This window comes from Stenotrophomonas sp. YJH_SMC_122 (assembly GCF_059369535.1).
In genome coordinates, this window is record NZ_JCAFST010000011.1 from 95,178 (window position 1) to 110,202 (window position 15,025).

General features: G+C 64.7%; 16 protein-coding genes and 1 tRNA gene. 10 read left to right on the forward strand and 7 right to left on the reverse strand.

Annotation, left to right across the window (positions count from 1 at the left end; all coding sequences use genetic code 11):
• Positions 1-110 precede the first annotated feature (110 nt).
• The 4 genes from AC5P66_RS15135 (at position 111) to aroA (ending at position 4,818) form a co-directional block, all read left to right on the forward strand.
• Positions 111-917, forward strand: coding sequence for an FHA domain-containing protein (locus tag AC5P66_RS15135; protein ID WP_099495559.1), 807 nt, complete (start codon positions 111-113; stop codon positions 915-917).
• 180 nt (positions 918-1,097) lie between these two features.
• On the forward strand, positions 1,098-2,183 hold the full coding sequence (serC, locus tag AC5P66_RS15140; protein WP_049414994.1) for a 3-phosphoserine/phosphohydroxythreonine transaminase: 1,086 nt from the start codon (positions 1,098-1,100) through the stop codon (positions 2,181-2,183).
• Positions 2,184-2,234: 51 nt separating this feature from the next.
• Positions 2,235-3,434 (forward strand): prephenate dehydratase, encoded by a 1,200-nt coding sequence (gene pheA, locus AC5P66_RS15145; protein ID WP_099495558.1) that lies wholly within the window; start codon positions 2,235-2,237, stop codon positions 3,432-3,434.
• A 76-nt stretch (positions 3,435-3,510) separates the two neighbouring features.
• On the forward strand, positions 3,511-4,818 hold the full coding sequence (aroA, locus tag AC5P66_RS15150) for a 3-phosphoshikimate 1-carboxyvinyltransferase (protein ID WP_049414998.1): 1,308 nt from the start codon (positions 3,511-3,513) through the stop codon (positions 4,816-4,818).
• Between the two features lie 117 nt (positions 4,819-4,935).
• Here aroA and AC5P66_RS15155 read toward each other — a convergent pair whose 3' ends face one another.
• A complete protein-coding gene (locus AC5P66_RS15155; RefSeq protein ID WP_495216479.1) occupies positions 4,936-5,508 on the reverse strand; it encodes an energy transducer TonB in 573 nt (190 codons plus the stop codon).
• Positions 5,509-5,628: 120 nt separating this feature from the next.
• Complete coding sequence (locus AC5P66_RS15160) at positions 5,629-6,267, reverse strand: energy transducer TonB (RefSeq protein ID WP_495216480.1); 639 nt, start codon at positions 6,265-6,267, stop codon at positions 5,629-5,631.
• Between the two features lie 113 nt (positions 6,268-6,380).
• Between AC5P66_RS15160 and serS the strand changes: the two genes are divergently transcribed.
• Positions 6,381-7,661 carry a serine--tRNA ligase gene (gene serS / locus AC5P66_RS15165; protein ID WP_495216481.1) on the forward strand — a complete coding sequence of 427 codons (1,281 nt, stop codon included), beginning with the start codon at positions 6,381-6,383 and terminating at the stop codon, positions 7,659-7,661.
• A gap of 154 nt (positions 7,662-7,815) precedes the next feature.
• Here serS and AC5P66_RS15170 read toward each other — a convergent pair whose 3' ends face one another.
• Together AC5P66_RS15170 and AC5P66_RS15175 are read right to left on the reverse strand one after the other, a co-directional pair.
• Positions 7,816-8,163 carry an SH3 domain-containing protein gene (locus AC5P66_RS15170; RefSeq protein WP_099486598.1) on the reverse strand — a complete coding sequence of 116 codons (348 nt, stop codon included), beginning with the start codon at positions 8,161-8,163 and terminating at the stop codon, positions 7,816-7,818.
• A 135-nt stretch (positions 8,164-8,298) separates the two neighbouring features.
• Positions 8,299-8,886 (reverse strand): FMN-dependent NADH-azoreductase, encoded by a 588-nt coding sequence (locus AC5P66_RS15175; protein ID WP_049415010.1) that lies wholly within the window; start codon positions 8,884-8,886, stop codon positions 8,299-8,301.
• A gap of 127 nt (positions 8,887-9,013) precedes the next feature.
• Between AC5P66_RS15175 and AC5P66_RS15180 the strand changes: the two genes are divergently transcribed.
• The 4 genes from AC5P66_RS15180 to AC5P66_RS15195 all read left to right on the forward strand — a co-directional run bounded on the left by AC5P66_RS15180 (position 9,014) and on the right by AC5P66_RS15195 (position 12,502).
• A complete protein-coding gene (locus AC5P66_RS15180) occupies positions 9,014-10,006 on the forward strand; it encodes a LysR family transcriptional regulator (protein ID WP_005410175.1) in 993 nt (330 codons plus the stop codon).
• Between the two features lie 155 nt (positions 10,007-10,161).
• Positions 10,162-10,251: transfer RNA gene (locus tag AC5P66_RS15185), tRNA-Ser, on the forward strand.
• Between the two features lie 84 nt (positions 10,252-10,335).
• Positions 10,336-11,799: a site-specific integrase gene (locus AC5P66_RS15190; protein WP_262242823.1), complete on the forward strand. Its 1,464-nt coding sequence runs from the start codon at positions 10,336-10,338 to the stop codon at positions 11,797-11,799.
• Positions 11,800-11,989: 190 nt separating this feature from the next.
• Positions 11,990-12,502 (forward strand): hypothetical protein, encoded by a 513-nt coding sequence (locus AC5P66_RS15195; protein WP_152906433.1) that lies wholly within the window; start codon positions 11,990-11,992, stop codon positions 12,500-12,502.
• Between the two features lie 445 nt (positions 12,503-12,947).
• Here AC5P66_RS15195 and AC5P66_RS15200 read toward each other — a convergent pair whose 3' ends face one another.
• From AC5P66_RS15200 to AC5P66_RS15210, 3 genes are read right to left on the reverse strand one after another with little or no spacing between them, the layout of a single operon-like run.
• Positions 12,948-13,409, reverse strand: coding sequence for a hypothetical protein (locus AC5P66_RS15200; RefSeq protein WP_049455431.1), 462 nt, complete (start codon positions 13,407-13,409; stop codon positions 12,948-12,950).
• A gap of 7 nt (positions 13,410-13,416) precedes the next feature.
• On the reverse strand, positions 13,417-13,737 hold the full coding sequence (locus AC5P66_RS15205; RefSeq protein ID WP_049455430.1) for a hypothetical protein: 321 nt from the start codon (positions 13,735-13,737) through the stop codon (positions 13,417-13,419).
• 31 nt (positions 13,738-13,768) lie between these two features.
• Positions 13,769-14,539 (reverse strand): hypothetical protein, encoded by a 771-nt coding sequence (locus AC5P66_RS15210; RefSeq protein ID WP_495216482.1) that lies wholly within the window; start codon positions 14,537-14,539, stop codon positions 13,769-13,771.
• A 112-nt stretch (positions 14,540-14,651) separates the two neighbouring features.
• Here AC5P66_RS15210 and AC5P66_RS15215 point away from each other — a divergent pair, with 112 nt between their 5' ends.
• On the forward strand, positions 14,652-15,002 hold the full coding sequence (locus AC5P66_RS15215; protein ID WP_100443450.1) for a helix-turn-helix domain-containing protein: 351 nt from the start codon (positions 14,652-14,654) through the stop codon (positions 15,000-15,002).
• Positions 15,003-15,025: the final 23 nt, after the last annotated feature.

Here is a 15,025-nt window from a genome sequence, read left to right on the forward strand (position 1 = left end):
AGGGCGGGGTTGATCGAAGAGGGCAAGCATTGTGCGCATCGAGGGCCGCCGCGCCAAGCACTCATCGTGGGTTCTTCTTCGTTGGCGACCAACCTGCTAGGCTGCGCCGCGTGCAGAACCTGCTTGTTCACTTCAGTCAACAACAACAGCCCGACCAGCCCTTGCGGCCCGGGGTGCAGCGCATCGTGCGCCAGGCCAACGGCAGCGTGCGGCTCGGAGATCCCGGCCACGGCGCACTGCTGCTGGCCCAGTTCTGCATGGATGATCGCGGCCTCTGGCTGCAGGTCGGCAACGGCATCCGCGGCGTCCACGTCAACGGTCGCCCGGTACGCCGGATGGCCCTGCTGCGTGCAGGCGATGCGGTGTATGTGGATGGCGTGGAGATGCTCCTGCAGGGCGAGGTCGAAAGCCTGCTGCAGGCGCCTGCGCCGAAGACCGAAGGTGGCAGCGACGAGCTGCAGCGGCTGCTGCGCGGTGTCGGCGGCCTCCATCATGGCCGCAGCTTCACCCTGTCGCGGGCCCGCCTGATCGGGCGTGGCAACGAGGCCGACATCGCCATCGATGACCCGGCTTTTGCCGAGCAGCATGCCCGCGTGGAAGTGCACGGCGAACGCGTGCTGCTGCGCGACCTCGGCAGTGCCGACGGCACCCGCGTCAATGGCGTGGCCGTGCGCCATTGCTGGCTGCAGGCCGGCGACCAGGTGGTGTTTGATGGCCAGCACCGTTTCGTGCTGGAAGTGCCGCATGATCCGCGCCGGCGGTCGTTGCCGGTCGAGGACGAGTCGGGCGAGGACGTGGAACAGGCGCCGGTGCTGCCGGCTGCGCCGCGCAGGGTGCGGCGCTGGCCGTGGCTGCTGGTCAGTGCGCTGCTGCTGGCCGCGCTGCTCAGCCTGCTGCTCTGGTTCGGCGCGCGCTGACGGTAGTGCCGGCCGCTGGCCGGCAACCGCCGCCCCGAATCCGTTAGGTTGCCGGCCAGCGGCCGGCACTACCTGGTCGCGTTGCCGATGGATTCCAATGAAACCAAATTTCCCTTGCCGCACAAGGCCGCAAGGCTGGTGCACTGCGGCATACTAGGGGTCTTGCCCCACAGGTGTGACATGACGCGCGCGTTCAACTTCAGTGCCGGCCCTGCGACCTTGCCGGAATCGGTCCTGCGCCAGGCGCAGGCGGAAATGCTGGACTGGCACGGGTCCGGCGCTTCGATCGTGGAAATGAGCCATCGCGGCGCGGAATTCATGTCCGTGGCCGCCGAGGCCGAGGCCGATCTGCGTCGCCTGCTCGATATCCCGGAAGACTATGCGGTGCTGTTCCTGTCCGGTGGTGCCACCACCCAGCAGGCGTTGATCCCGCTCAATTTCGCCGCCCCGGGCCAGCGTGCCGACTACGTGGTCAGTGGCCACTGGGGCAAGACCGCGGTCAAGCAGGCCGGTGTCTACGTGGACGTCAACATCGCCGCCAGCAGCGAGGCCGATGGCTATCGCACGCTGCCGGCGCGTGCCGACTGGCAGCTCTCGCCCAATGCCGCCTACGTGCACATCACCGCCAACGAGACCATCCACGGCGTCGAGTTCCGTGATGTGCCCGATACCGGCAATGTGCCGCTGGTGGCCGACTTCAGCTCGTCCATTGCCAGCGAGCCGCTGGACGTGCGCCGCTACGGCGTGATCTATGCCGGTGCGCAGAAAAACCTGGGTCCGGTCGGCATCGCGGTGATGATCATCCGCCGCGACCTGCTGGAGCGCAGTGGCCAGCCGCGCGCGGACATCTTCGATTACCGCTCGCATGTCGCCCGCGATTCGATGCTCAACACTCCGCCGACCTGGAACTGGTACCTGGCCGGCCTGGTGTTCAAGTGGATGCTGGCCGAGGGTGGCGTGACCGAGTTCGCCAGGCGCAATGCCGCCAAGGCCGCGCTGGTGTACGGCGCCATCGACGGCTCCGGCGGCTTCTACCGCAATGAGGTTGCACACGCGGCCCGTTCGCGGATGAACATCCCGTTCTTCCTGCCCAACGCCGATCTCGATGCCCGTTTCGTGGCCGAGGCCAAGGCCGCAGGCCTGCTGGCGCTGAAGGGCCACAAAGTCGTCGGTGGTATCCGTGCCTCGCTGTACAACGCCATGCCGCTGGCCGGGGCCGAGGCGCTGGTCGCCTTCATGGCCGATTTCCAGCAGCGTCACGGCTGAGCAATGAACGGCGCGCACCGTCGGGTGCGTGCCCCGCAACAGGGAATTCCGATGGCAAGCAGCAAATCCAGCAAGAAGGCGCCGAAGAAGGCCGAACCGGCCAAGGACCGCGTGCCCACCAAGGCGAAGGGCAAGGCCAAGGCCACCTCCAACCCGGCGCCCACGTTGGCGCCGCTGGCGCTGGCCGATGTGCGCTCCAAGATCGACCAGATCGACCGCGACATCCAGAGCCTGATCGCCGAACGCGCGCGCTTCGCCCACCAGGTCGGCAAGGCCAAGGGCAAGCTGGCCGCTGCCGTCGACTACTACCGCCCCGAGCGCGAAGCGCAGGTGCTGCGCATGGTGGTGGACCGCAACGAAGGCCCGCTCAGCGATGAGCTGCTGGTGCATGTCTACCGCGAGATCATGTCGGCCTGCCTGGCCCAGCAGGAGCCGCTGAAGATCGGCTACCTCGGCCCGGAAGGCACCTTCAGCCAGCAGGCCGTGCTCAAGCACTTCGGCCGCTCCGCGCTGGGCCTGCCGATGGCCAGCATCGAGGAAGTGTTCCAGGAAGTCGAAGCGGGCAACGCCGATTTCGGCGTGGTGCCGGTGGAAAATTCCGGGCAGGGCACCATCCAGATCACCCTGGACATGTTCCTGACCTCCAACCTGAAGATCTGTGGCGAAGTGGAACTGCGCGTGCAGCAGTTCCTGATGTCGCGCAGCGGCCGCATCGAGGACATCGAGCGCATCTACGCGCATCCGCAGTCGTTCATGCAGACCTCGGCCTGGCTGCGCGCCAACCTGCCGAAGGCCGAGAAGATTCCGGTGTCGAGCAACGCCGAAGGCGCGCGCCGTGCGCGCAACGCCGACGACGCGGCGGCCATCGGCGGCGAGAGTGCCGGCCACGTGTACGGGCTGAAGAAGGTGGTCACCAAGCCGATCCAGAACGATGCCGACAACACCACCCGCTTCCTGGTGGTGGGTCGCAACATTTTCCCGACCTCCGGCCACGACCGCACCTCGGTGCTGGTGTTCATCCATGACAAGCCCGGTGCGCTGTTCGACGTGCTCAGCCCGTTCGCCCGCCACGGCATCAGCATGAACCGCATCGAATCGCGGCCGTCACATCACGGCAAGTGGGAGTACGGTTTCTTCATCGACCTGGCCGGCCACATCGACGACGCGCCGATGCAGGCGGCGCTGGCCGAACTGGAAGCGCACTCGGCGCAGATCAAGGTGCTGGGCTCCTATCCGGTGGCCGTGCCCTGAGTGCTGCTGCGGCGGCAACAGCCGCCGCTCCCTGATGCATCGCCGGCGCTGCCGGTGTTTACGGAAAGATCGAACGATGAGCAACGCGCAACACTGGATTGCCCGCAAGGGCCAGCCGCTGCAGGGCAGCCTGACCATTCCCGGCGACAAGTCGGTCTCGCACCGCTCGGTGATGTTCGCCGCGCTGGCCGATGGTACTTCGCATATCGAAGGCTTCCTGGAAGGCGAGGATACCCGTGCCACGGCGCGCATCTTCAGTCAGCTGGGTGTGCGCATCGAAACGCCCAGCCCGTCGCAGCGCGTCGTGCACGGCGTCGGCATTGATGGCCTGAAGGCGCCGGATGCACCGCTGGATTGCGGCAATGCCGGTACCGGCATGCGCCTGCTGGCTGGCCTGCTGGCGGGGCAGTCGTTCGACTGCACGCTGATCGGCGATGAATCGCTGTCCGGCCGCCCGATGCGCCGCGTCACCGGCCCGCTGTCGCTGATGGGCGCAAGGATCGATACCCAGGACGACGGCACACCGCCGCTGCACGTGCATGGTGGCCAGACGCTGCACGGCATCGATTTCGCCTCGCCGGTGGCCAGCGCGCAGGTCAAGTCGGCGGTGCTGCTGGCCGGGCTGTATGCGCAGGGCGAAACCTGCGTGACCGAACCGCACCCGACCCGCGACTACACCGAGCGCATGTTGTCCGCGTTCGGCGTGGACATCGCGTTTTCGCCGGGCAAGGCCCGCCTGCGCGGTGGCCAGCGCCTGCGCGCCACCGATATCGTGGTGCCCGCCGATTTCTCTTCGGCCGCGTTCTACCTGGTCGCCGCCAGCATCATTCCCGGCTCCGAGCTGCGCCTGAAGCAGGTCGGCCTGAATCCGCGCCGCACCGGCCTGCTGCACGCGCTGCGCCTGATGGGAGCGGACATCACCGAAGAGAACCCGGCCGAGCAGGGCGGTGAGCCGGTGGCGGACCTGGTGGTGCGCTACGCCCCGTTGAAGGGTGCACGCATACCGGAAACGCTGGTGCCGGACATGATCGACGAGTTCCCAGCGCTGTTCGTGGCGGCCGCGGCCGCCGAGGGCCAGACCGTGGTGAGCGGTGCGGCCGAACTGAGAGTGAAGGAATCGGACCGCCTTGCGGCGATGGCCACTGGCCTGCGTGCGCTGGGCATGCAGGTGGACGAAACCGAGGATGGCGCCACCCTGCACGGCGGGGTTCGGCTGGGGAGTGGCACCATCGAAAGCCACGGCGACCATCGCATCGCCATGGCATTCGCCATTGCCGGCCAGATCAGCGATGGCGAAGTGCGTATCAATGACATCGCCAACGTCGCGACGTCCTTCCCGGACTTCGACGGCCTGGCGCGCAGCGCTGGCTTCAACCTGGCCTGACCGGCCGATCAGGTTTTCCGGTAGGTGCCAACCTTGGTTGGCACGCTTCTCCGCATAACGCATAAAAGGACGGAGGCCGAAGCCTCCGTCTAAACATCACGAACCCCTCGTCCGCGATCAACGCTGTCCGGTACGGAAATCCACCGGGACCCGCACCACACTGGCCACCGCACGGCCTTCGTGCATCGCCGGCTGGAACTTCCAGTTCTGCACGGCGCTCAGCACCGCGCGATCCAGGTCACGGCTGCGCTCGCCGCTGCGCGAAACAATCGCAGCATTGGTCACCTGGCCGCGGGCATCGACATTCAGGCTGGCGATCACTCTGCCCTGCACGCCATTGCGCAGCGCGGCAGCGGGGTAGGTCGGCTTGCTGTTGCCTGCCAGCGGGCGCGCCTCGCGATTGCGTACGGCAGGGGTGGCCTTGCGCTGGTTGCCGGCCGCTGCGGCCTGGCGGGCCGCAGGCTGCTGTACGTCGGCGACCGGCGCCTGCTCGGGGGCGGGCAGCATGCGCTCGCCGACCGGTGCCGGCGCCACGTCTTCCTGGTTCGAGTGACGCAGCCAGAGCAGCGCGGCAGCAAACATCGCCACGATCAGCGCGATCCACATCCAGGGTGACGTGGGCTTGTGCTGTTCGCTGGCATCGCGCTGCAGCTGCGGCGAATGAAGGTCTTCGTGGGTGGTGGCGGTCATCGCGAACTCCTTCCGTCAATTGGACGACGGGGAGAGTGTTGCGCGAGCCAGCGGCGTGAAGTGTCAGCGTTGCGTCAACGCGACCGGCAGGGTTCAGTTTGCCTGCCGGGAAACGTTCAGTTACTGGGTCTTGAAGTCGAACGGCACTTCAATGCTGCCCGGTACGGCCTGGCCGTTGCTCTGTGCCGGGGTGAAACGCCAGCGGCGCACCGCTTCGGTCGCGGCACGGTCGAGCTCGCGTGAGCCGCTGCGCTGGATCACCGTGGCATTGTTCGGATAGCCGGTGGCATCCACATCCACGCGCACCACCACGCTGCCGGTCTCGCCGGCGCGCAGCGCGGCGGCCGGGTAGGCCGGCGGTGGCGATTGGCCGGCAATCGGCATCGGCTGGCTGTTGCCCGTGGCAGCCGGCGCGGGAGCCGGTGCGGCCGGGGCCGCTTCGGCGACGGGCGCCGGCGGTGGCGGCGGGGTTTCGACCAGCTTCGGGGCTTCCTCCTCGGCCGGGGCCGGCTTGGCATCGGGCATGTCGCTGGAACCGGCGGCCGCCGCCAGCGGTTCGGGCAGCGGTTCCACCTGCGCCGTCTCCTGCGGGGTCTGTGCGGCCGGGTCGGCGCGGAAGAATTCCTTGTCGCGCCCGGTGAACCAGACCAGCACGAACAACAGCACGCCCACGCCGAAGGCGATGCCCGCGATCTTCAGGGCGTTGCGCGGGATATGCACGGTAAACGACTTGGCGGACGGCGAGCGGGGTGCAGACATGGACCGGACCAGTACGGAATGCCCCGATTCTGCCACGGCGGGAATGAACCGGGCGGCAGAAATCCGTATAACAAGCGATAATCCCATCCCTGATACCCACCACGACACCTGCCATGCTTGATCCAGCCCTGCTCCGCCACCAGCCCGCCGACCTCGCCGAACGCCTGCGCACCAGCCGCGGCTTCGAGCTCGACGTGTCTGCCCTGGAGTCCCTGGAGGCGGATCGCAAGCGCATCCAGGTGCGGACCCAGGAGCTGCAGAGCCTGCGCAACAGCCGTTCCAAGGCCATCGGCCAGGCCAAGGCCAAGGGCGAGGACGTGTCGGCCATCATGGCCGAGGTCGCTGCCTTCGCCGACGAGCTGAAGGCCTCGGAAGTGGCGCTGGACGAGCTGCGCGAGAAGATCGAAGCGATCTCGATGGGCATCCCGAACCTGCCGGCCGATGACGTGCCGGCCGGGGCCGACGAGAACGACAACGTGGAGCAGGCGCGCTGGGGTACCCCGCGCCAGTTCGACTTCAAGGTGCTCGACCACGTCGAACTGGGCGCCCGCAATGGCTGGCTGGACGGCGAGACCGCGGCCAAGCTGTCCGGTTCGCGCTTCACCGTCCTGCGCGGCCCGATCGCGCGCCTGCACCGCGCCCTGGCCCAGTTCATGGTCGACCTGCACACCAGCGAGCACGGCTACGAGGAAACCAACGTGCCGCTGCTGGTCAACGCCGATTCGCTGCGCGGCACCAGCCAGCTGCCGAAGTTCGAGGACGACCTGTTCAAGACCGCCGTGGGCGACTCCACGCGTTACCTGATCCCGACCTCGGAAGTGCCGCTGACCAACATCGTGCGCGACGAGATCGTCGACGCCGAGCGCCTGCCGCTGCGCATGACCGCCCACTCGATGTGCTTCCGTGCCGAGGCTGGCAGCGGCGGCCGCGACGTGCGCGGCATGATCCGCCAGCACCAGTTCGAGAAGGTCGAGCTGGTCTCGATCAGCCGCCCGGAAGACAGCGAGGCCGAGCACCAGCGCATGACCCGCTGCGCCGAAGTGGTGCTGGAAAAGCTGGGCCTGCCGTACCGCAAGGTGCTGCTGTGCACCGGCGACATGGGCTTCTCGGCGGTGAAGACCTACGACCTGGAAGTCTGGCTGCCGTCGCAGGAAACCTACCGCGAGATTTCCTCGTGCTCGAATTGTGGTGATTTCCAGGCTCGCCGCATGCAGGCGCGCTGGCGCAACCCGGCCACCGGCAAGCCGGAACTGGTGCACACCCTGAATGGCTCGGGCGTGGCGGTCGGCCGCGCGATGATCGCGGTGATGGAGAACTACCAGAACGCCGACGGCAGCATCACCGTGCCGGAGGCCCTGCGCCCGTACATGGGTGGCCTGGAAAGCATTGGCTGACAGCCGGCGCTTCGCGCTGCCGCCCGAGCATAGGCTCTGGCGCTACAGATCCATGTAGAGCCGAGCCTATGCTCGGCTGCTCCTGCCCCTCGCGGGCCGCATTGATTATCGGCGCTTCGCGCCGCCTCGAGCATAGGCTCGGGCGCTACCGGGTTTATGCTGCCCGCAGCTTCTCCAGCGGTACCCATCCCGGTTCGCCGGTCTCCGGCACGCACCACGCCCAACCATTGAGGGTGCGCAGCCCGCGCAAGATCTGCCCGGGGTCCACATCCAGCTCCCGCGCGCAGTAATCCTCCGTGGCATAGGCGTCACCCTGCGCATTGCGACCGATCACCGGCGCCGGCACGAAACCGGGCTGCTGCCCTTCGGCTTGGCACAGGAACCAGTCTTCCCAGCCCTCCGGGCCTTCATAACGTTCGCCCACCACCAGCGCCTGGCCACGGCGCAGGGTGATCGGGTGCGGAAATTCGCTGCGGTGCGCAGCCGTCACGATGTAGTCCATGGCCCCAGCCTAACGCGCCCACAAAAAACGGCCCCGCAAAGCGGGGCCGCCAGGGTGGGCCGGGATGGGGGAGGGGATCCCGGCCCGCGCTCAGCGCCCAGACGAGGAGAGAGGGGCGCCGAACGTTGGAACGCTTTACGCCGCGACGGCTTCGGCCAATTCGTGCGACGGCAGTGCCGCCAGAGCACCGGCGATGGCGTCTTCACGGTGCTGCGGCGAGTAGGCGATGCCTTCGGCGCGCACGAACTCGACCTCGTTGATGCCCATGAAGGCGAACACCTGGCGCAGGAACGGCTCCTGGAAGTCGGCCGGCGAGTCGGTGTAGATGCCGCCACGGCTGCTGGCGATGATCACGCGCTTGCCACCGGCCAGGCCCACCGGGCCGTTCTCGGTGTACTTGAAGGTGCGGCCGGCCACGGCCACGCGGTCGATCCAGGCCTTCAGCGTGGACGGAATGCTGAAGTTGTACATCGGCGCGCCGATCACCACGATGTCGGCCTCCAGGAACTGCTGCATCACCTGTTCAGCATCGGTCGCCTCGGCGGCGTCGGTCCTGGCCAGCGAGCTGCTGCGCAGATGCGGTACCGGATTGGCGTCAAGATCGCGATAATCGACCTGCAGGCCATCGATCTGGCTGGCGAAGCGGGCGACCACGGCGGCCGACAGCTGGCGCGAGACGGAGTTGTCGCCAAGCACGCTGGCGTCGAGATGCAGAAGCTTCATGGCAGTCACCTATGTTCTGGGAGGAAGGGGCGGGGTGGCCCCGCCGACGGAGAGAACGATAGGTTGTTGCAAAGGCGGAATAAAGGTGGTTGAATGCCACGTATTGTTCTAGATATGGAACTCGGGTATGCATGACCTGAATGACCTGTACTACTTCGCGATGGTGGTCGACCACGGCGGATTCGCCGCCGCCGAGCGCGCACTGGGTATTCCCAAGTCGCGCCTGAGCCGCCGCATCAGCCAGCTGGAAACCGACCTGGGCGTGCGCCTGCTGCAGCGCTCCACGCGCCGTTTCGCGGTCACCGATGTCGGCACCAGCGTGCATCGCCATGCGCAGACGATGTTGGCCGAGGCCCAGGCCGCGCGCGAAGTGGTGGACCGCCTCAGCGCGGAGCCGCGCGGCGTGGTGCGCGCCAGCGTGCCGGTGTCACTGGCGCAGATGCAGCTGCCCAAGCTGCTGCCCAAGTTCCTTGAGCAGTACCCGAAGGTGCGGCTGCAGCTGAACATCAGCAACCGCCGCGTGGACATCATCAATGAAGGCTACGACGTGGCCCTGCGCGTGCGTTCGCGCCTGGATGACGACGGCAGCCTGGTGATGCGCAGCTTCGGCCAGGTGCAGGAACTGCTGGTGGCCAGCCCCAAGTACCTGGACCGCGCCGGTCGCCCCAAGGACCCGGAAGAGCTGACCCAGCACGTGACCCTCAGCATCAGCGAAGACGAAGCCCGCCAGCGCTGGGAACTGCATGGCCCGGAAGGCGAAGTGCGCCGGGTCGACCTGCAGCCGCGCGTGGCCGGTTTCGACTTCCCGTTGCTGCAGAGCATGGTGAAGGACGGTTTCGGCATCACCATGCTGCCGGAAACCGTGTGCGCTGACGCCGTGCGCAACGGCGAGCTGGAAGTGGTGCTGCCGGACTGGTCGCTGCCGCAGGGCGTGTGCCACGCCGTGTTCGCCTCGCGCCGCGGCCTGCTGCCGGCGGTGCGCGTGTTCATCGACTTCCTGGCCGAGCATCTGCCGCCGCAGCTGGAGGCCTCGCGCCTGGATTGCGGTGGCGCCTGTGAAAAGGCCAAGGAGCGGATCAAGGCCAGTGCACTGGGTGCGCTGGCGGTGGATGCCGGCTGAGAGGTCTTGAAGGCAGCGCCGGGCGATGTCCGGCGTTGCTGTTCTACGGCGAAGGCCCCACCGTGCCGGATGCGGAGGGCAGGGGCATGGTGGTCTTGGGCAAATGCCCGTCACGTGCGAGAATACGGCGCTGCCCGGGCGACCGGGACCCGATTGGAGAGATGGCCGAGCGGTTTAAGGCACCGGTCTTGAAAACCGGCGAAGGGTCAAACCTTCCGTGGGTTCGAATCCCACTCTCTCCGCCAAAAGACCCTAACTCGTTGATTTTTAATTGAAATCATCGATGCGGTCGGATTGGAAAGCAGGAAGCATGCAGAGGAAACACTCGCATGCGCATCCCCCATCATTTGAGCCGGTCATCCACCGGCCGCTGGTCGTTCGTCCAGCGTGTCCCTATCGATCTTCAAGCCGTGCTCGATTGCCGGCTCATCAAGCGGACTCTCAAGACCAAAGACCTCGCCCAGGCACACGTGCGTGCAGTCGTGCTTGGGGCGGGCTATGCTCGGCTCTTCGCACAGTTGAAGGATCAACGCGTGGACAAGCTAAGCAAGCAGGAAGCCGATCTGCTCATCGCTCGCCTGACGAGCGCCGAGAACCTCCGTGAACTGACGTTGGACCGCACGCGTCAACCGGATGGGACGGTGACGGAGCGGTGGCAAATCGACAGTCCCAAGGACCTCAAGCTGTATCGGCAGTTGATGGAGCTTGAAGCAACCGCGGGAGGGATCTCTCAATCCTTCGCAGTAGCCGTGCCGTCCCTGTTTGTCTCTGCAGACGCCGGCAGCCACAAAGGCCTGGCCTCCACGCCTGCCATTGAGACGATGACGCTGGGCAAGGCTCGGGATGCATTCTTGGCGACGCTCAAGGGTTCGACTCTGCCGAAGACCTATACGATCAAGAAGACGGCCATCGAAGCGTTGGTGGCCTTCCTGGGCCCGAAGGCAAAGGTTCATGCCATCACCAGGTCCGATCTGGCGCGGTGGTATCAGGACATGCGTGAGAAAGGCGCTTCCACGCCAACGCTCACGAACAAGCAGAGCTACATCGGTGGCAAAGGTGGCTTCTTCGAGTGGGCCATGGCCTCGGGACACTATCCCCGTGGCGACAATCCGGCCAGCGGCCACGTCAGCTACTCCCAGCGCGAGAAGCGGGCGCGGAAGAAGCTGGGGTTTAAGGCCTACGACAGAGCCCAGATCCAGGCCCTGTTTGCGCCCGAGGCGCTTGCCAAGCTGTCCGAGTCGGCCCGCTGGGCCTCCCTCCTTGGGCTCTATACGGGGGCGAGGGCGTCAGAGGTTGGCCAGTTACTGGTCCGAGACGTGTTCGAGGAGGACGGCATTCCGTGCCTCCGTATCTCCGACGAAGGCGAGCACCAGAAAGTGAAAACCGAGGTCAGCCTTCGGACGGTCCCGCTCCATCCTGAGCTTCTCAGGATGGGCTTCATGGATTGGGTCCATGGCAAGCGTAAAGCCGGTGAAACCAGGCTGTTCCCGGCGGCCAAAGCCACCGCCGTGAACGGGCAGGGCAACTGGATCACCAAGGCGTTTAGTCGGCATCTGGCCGAGGTGAGCGAGGGCTGGGAGCCGGCGAAGCGTGGGTTCCACTCGCTCAGGAAGACGTTTATCCAAGAGTTGCAGGGGGCTGGCGTGGTGTCGGAACTCAGGGCCCAGATTGTTGGGCATGAACTCGATGACGAGCACCATTCGACCTACAGTCGTGATTTCACAGCGGTGGAGAAACTCAACGGACTTGGTGCGCATTCGCCAGGCTTAACTTCCCTTGTATGGGACTTGTGATGACACTGCCTGCACAATGGCGAAGCATCGACAATGCCTGATGGTGTCTCTATCGTCGCTGGCCTAAAGCAGGCACATGGCCGTCAACCCACTGGCGTACAGGGGCGATTTCCATGCCAAACGCGGATGTGCCCGGTGGCTTGGAATCTTCGTTAGATGATTTAGTTGAAAAATATATTTGGGGGTGGCTATGGAAAGCTTTGAATTTCGCAAATATGTGTTGTTTCCATTCTTGGCTAGGGCATTTTTTTCAACCATTCTCTGGTTCGTTGTTTCATACATAGTCTCGGAGTTGATGCCGGTGATGGGGGTTGGGCTCGTAGACTCAAATGGAAGCAAGCTGCCGATTAGATTTTGGGAGTTCGTCGATAAAAAGCTCTGGATCCTTGTTATTTCCGGCGCCTGCCTTGCGGGGCTTGTCTTCAGCTTTGTTGGCGATTTTCTCGGAGGGAGTAATAAAGTATTTTTCAGAAGGGGGATTTCTTGCCTGAAAGAGGACGCTATATCCCTCCTTATTACATTTGCTGCAATATTCTTAGTGATATTTTTTCGCCAGCTGATGGTTTGGAAGTTTGATTTAATTGCGGTGCTGGGCTCTATTTTTAATTACCTTCTGGCACTGATGGTTTTCAATTCAAAGATAAAGCATGACGTGGATCAAAATAGCCAAATAGAACCCAAGGATGGCGTAAGCCGCACCTAATGCAGCTAAGTCAGAGAGAATTTTAATCAATTTCTTTAAGGTGATTTGCATCGTAATGGGGGGTTTTTTAATCCTTATATCTTCATGATGTGTTTTGTCAAGTCATTGGAAGGGCGCGGTGTCTCGGGTTGCGCCGGCTATGAGTAGCCACAAGTGAGGAACTCACACTTGCTGGATGGAATTCGCCTGCCGTAATCAAGTCGGCGCCTCCCCGGGTGGCTGATGTGACTTTGGAAGGGGCCGCTCGGCTGCTGTAAGAGAAGCTTCGAAGCGCCGTCCAAAAGCAGGATGGGAACACCACCTTCGAGTGGGCGCGGTCATATAGTCGTTCCACATGCTGGCAACCGGAGAGCACAGCCGCCTTCCGGCTTGCGCGTCGGGCCATGAACGGCCCGACGACGAATCCGAAAGGTCCTGGGAAGGGCCGAAGCAGGTTGAGGAGGGTCTACCTCAATGCCGTTGACCGGACCAGGCCGTAGACGGCCCCGCCCAAGACAGGCGCCACCAGGTGCGCCGGCACCAATGCCAAGACCAGCAGGCTGAAGATCGCCCGGGCTTGCTCAGGATGTGGCAGCAGGTCAGCGAAGCCCATGCCCAGAAAAGAGGCCAGATGGGCAGCCGCCACGATGGCCCAGGTCACGAAGAACCCTTTCCAGAACCCGCCGCGCTGGTGTGCGGAGGGGGCGTACGATTGGCCTTGGGCCTCCTCCTGGCGCCTGTAAGCCCGGGCGTTGATCCAGTAGAGAAACCCCAACACGGCCCACGTTGCCAAGCCGCCCGCGATGGCGAGCCAGCCCAGAGTGGCCGCCTGCTGCAGGGCCTCAAGGCCGCCAGCAACGAATAGTAGGCCGACGCCTCCCAGTAGGACCGTCGCGCAACCGACGTGCGCGTAAGAACGGTTGGTCATGGTGGCCTCAGAGCTTGTGGGCGGCCCACTCGCCAGAAGCCTTTGAGAAGCGCACCGGCTGAACGAATGGCCGGGCCTGGGCTACGCCACCGATGTCGAGGACGACAGAGCCGCCCACGTCGCAGATCACCCCGTCGGCCGTTTCCGATTTCTTGCAGCCGCTCAGGCTGAAGTCCCGATACTCTTTCACCCAGACTTGGCTTCCCAGCACCCGTTCAAACTCAGCGGTGATGGCCTTCTTGGCCTGCTCGTCGGAGGGTTTACTGCTACAGGCCGTCAGCGCCAAGGCGGTGGTCAAACTGACAGCGATGGTCCTGATCGTATTCATGAAGGTCTCTTCCTGGTTGAGGGTTGGGGACTTACTTGTCTCGGTTGCCGGCCTGATCGAAGCCGGCGATCCACATGCGTGTGTCGCGGAAAGGCGTGAGCATTCCCGAGGGGCCGGGATACAGGTCGTCCGCCCGCAGGAAACCGGAGACCCAGGCGGCGCTCAAAGCCACTTTTCGGGCCTGCCACGCCACACCGTCGCGGGTCGTGCGCACGTTGAACGGTTCGCGGGGCGGGGTAGGGCCAGTGGTTCGATCGTCACCGGTGTTCGGCTTCCCGGGCCGACCCCTCAGGCCCACCATCAGGTCAGTGGTGGCCTTGGCTCGAGCGTTGCTGTTGAGTTCCGCTTCTTTCCCCAGGTCGTCGGTAATGGTCAACGGGGCGTCCGCGCATGCCCGGAAGGTCTCGGTGGTAGAGGCGGTAGCGCTGGTCCAGATCCGGGCTTCGACAGTCCAACAGGGCAAGCTTGCGCCCCATTCCTTGTAAGTCAGCGCGACCCGGGGCCAATCCAGTCGGCCCTGCTGGGCGCTCTGGTGGTCCTCGTTCTTGAACAGCCCATTGATCCGGCCCGCACCACTGATCGGGGCGTAGAGCGGACCAGTGCCCGACGCGGAGCCGGTTGCCGGCTTGGCCCCCAGTGCTTGCTGGCCGGCGTCTTTCAGGCTCTTCCCCAACTGCCGGAAGAAGCTAGGCTTTTCACCGGTTTGATCCGAATTCGAAGGGCTCTGCGCGTCGGCAGAGAAGTGCGGGCAAAGGCCCAAAGCCACGAGCGCGAGGAGCGCTCCTTGTCCACGATGCTTCATTCAAATCCCCTGCAAAACCGCCTGCTTGGCGGTATTTGCAAATATGGCAAATGCAGGGCAAGATTGGAAGCGGCAGACTAACGGGTCAATTCAGCATTCGTTGGTCTTCTACATGCCCGCAGCGCTTCCCCCCGCCTCTACCTTTGGTCGCCGTTTACGGGAGGCGAGGCTGAGCAAGGGACTGACCCAAGCTGCGTTGGGAGCGGTGCTGGGGTTGGAGGAGGAAAACACTGCCGCCCCTAGGATTTCTCGCTATGAGAGAGGCGATCGGATGCCGGACAACGAGAGCATGGCAAAGCTGGCGGAGGCCTTGGAGCTGCCCGTTGCCTACTTCCACGCTGTCAGTGAACCCATGGCAGAGGCCATCTTGGTGATGTCACAGTTGCCAGAAGGGGCGCAGGAGGAGCTGCTGCGTCAGATGCGTGACTTCGCCAAAAAGCGCGGGTCGGTGATCGAGGGCTAGGCAGTCCACAAGGTGTTTAAATT

Bases quoted from the DNA above. Each gene is read 5' to 3' on its own strand.
- serC (WP_049414994.1), top strand. From the start codon at position 1,098: ATGACGCGCGCGTTCAACTTCAGTGCCGGCCCTGCGACCTTGCCGGAA.
- pheA (WP_099495558.1), top strand. From the start codon at position 2,235: ATGGCAAGCAGCAAATCCAGCAAGAAGGCGCCGAAGAAGGCCGAACCG.
- aroA (WP_049414998.1), top strand. From the start codon at position 3,511: ATGAGCAACGCGCAACACTGGATTGCCCGCAAGGGCCAGCCGCTGCAG.
- AC5P66_RS15155 (WP_495216479.1), bottom strand. From the start codon at position 5,508: ATGACCGCCACCACCCACGAAGACCTTCATTCGCCGCAGCTGCAGCGC.
- AC5P66_RS15160 (WP_495216480.1), bottom strand. From the start codon at position 6,267: ATGTCTGCACCCCGCTCGCCGTCCGCCAAGTCGTTTACCGTGCATATC.
- serS (WP_495216481.1), top strand. From the start codon at position 6,381: ATGCTTGATCCAGCCCTGCTCCGCCACCAGCCCGCCGACCTCGCCGAA.
- AC5P66_RS15170 (WP_099486598.1), bottom strand. From the start codon at position 8,163: ATGGACTACATCGTGACGGCTGCGCACCGCAGCGAATTTCCGCACCCG.
- AC5P66_RS15175 (WP_049415010.1), bottom strand. From the start codon at position 8,886: ATGAAGCTTCTGCATCTCGACGCCAGCGTGCTTGGCGACAACTCCGTC.
- AC5P66_RS15180 (WP_005410175.1), top strand. From the start codon at position 9,014: ATGCATGACCTGAATGACCTGTACTACTTCGCGATGGTGGTCGACCAC.
- AC5P66_RS15190 (WP_262242823.1), top strand. From the start codon at position 10,336: ATGCGCATCCCCCATCATTTGAGCCGGTCATCCACCGGCCGCTGGTCG.
- AC5P66_RS15195 (WP_152906433.1), top strand. From the start codon at position 11,990: ATGGAAAGCTTTGAATTTCGCAAATATGTGTTGTTTCCATTCTTGGCT.
- AC5P66_RS15200 (WP_049455431.1), bottom strand. From the start codon at position 13,409: ATGACCAACCGTTCTTACGCGCACGTCGGTTGCGCGACGGTCCTACTG.
- AC5P66_RS15205 (WP_049455430.1), bottom strand. From the start codon at position 13,737: ATGAATACGATCAGGACCATCGCTGTCAGTTTGACCACCGCCTTGGCG.
- AC5P66_RS15210 (WP_495216482.1), bottom strand. From the start codon at position 14,539: ATGAAGCATCGTGGACAAGGAGCGCTCCTCGCGCTCGTGGCTTTGGGC.
- AC5P66_RS15215 (WP_100443450.1), top strand. From the start codon at position 14,652: ATGCCCGCAGCGCTTCCCCCCGCCTCTACCTTTGGTCGCCGTTTACGG.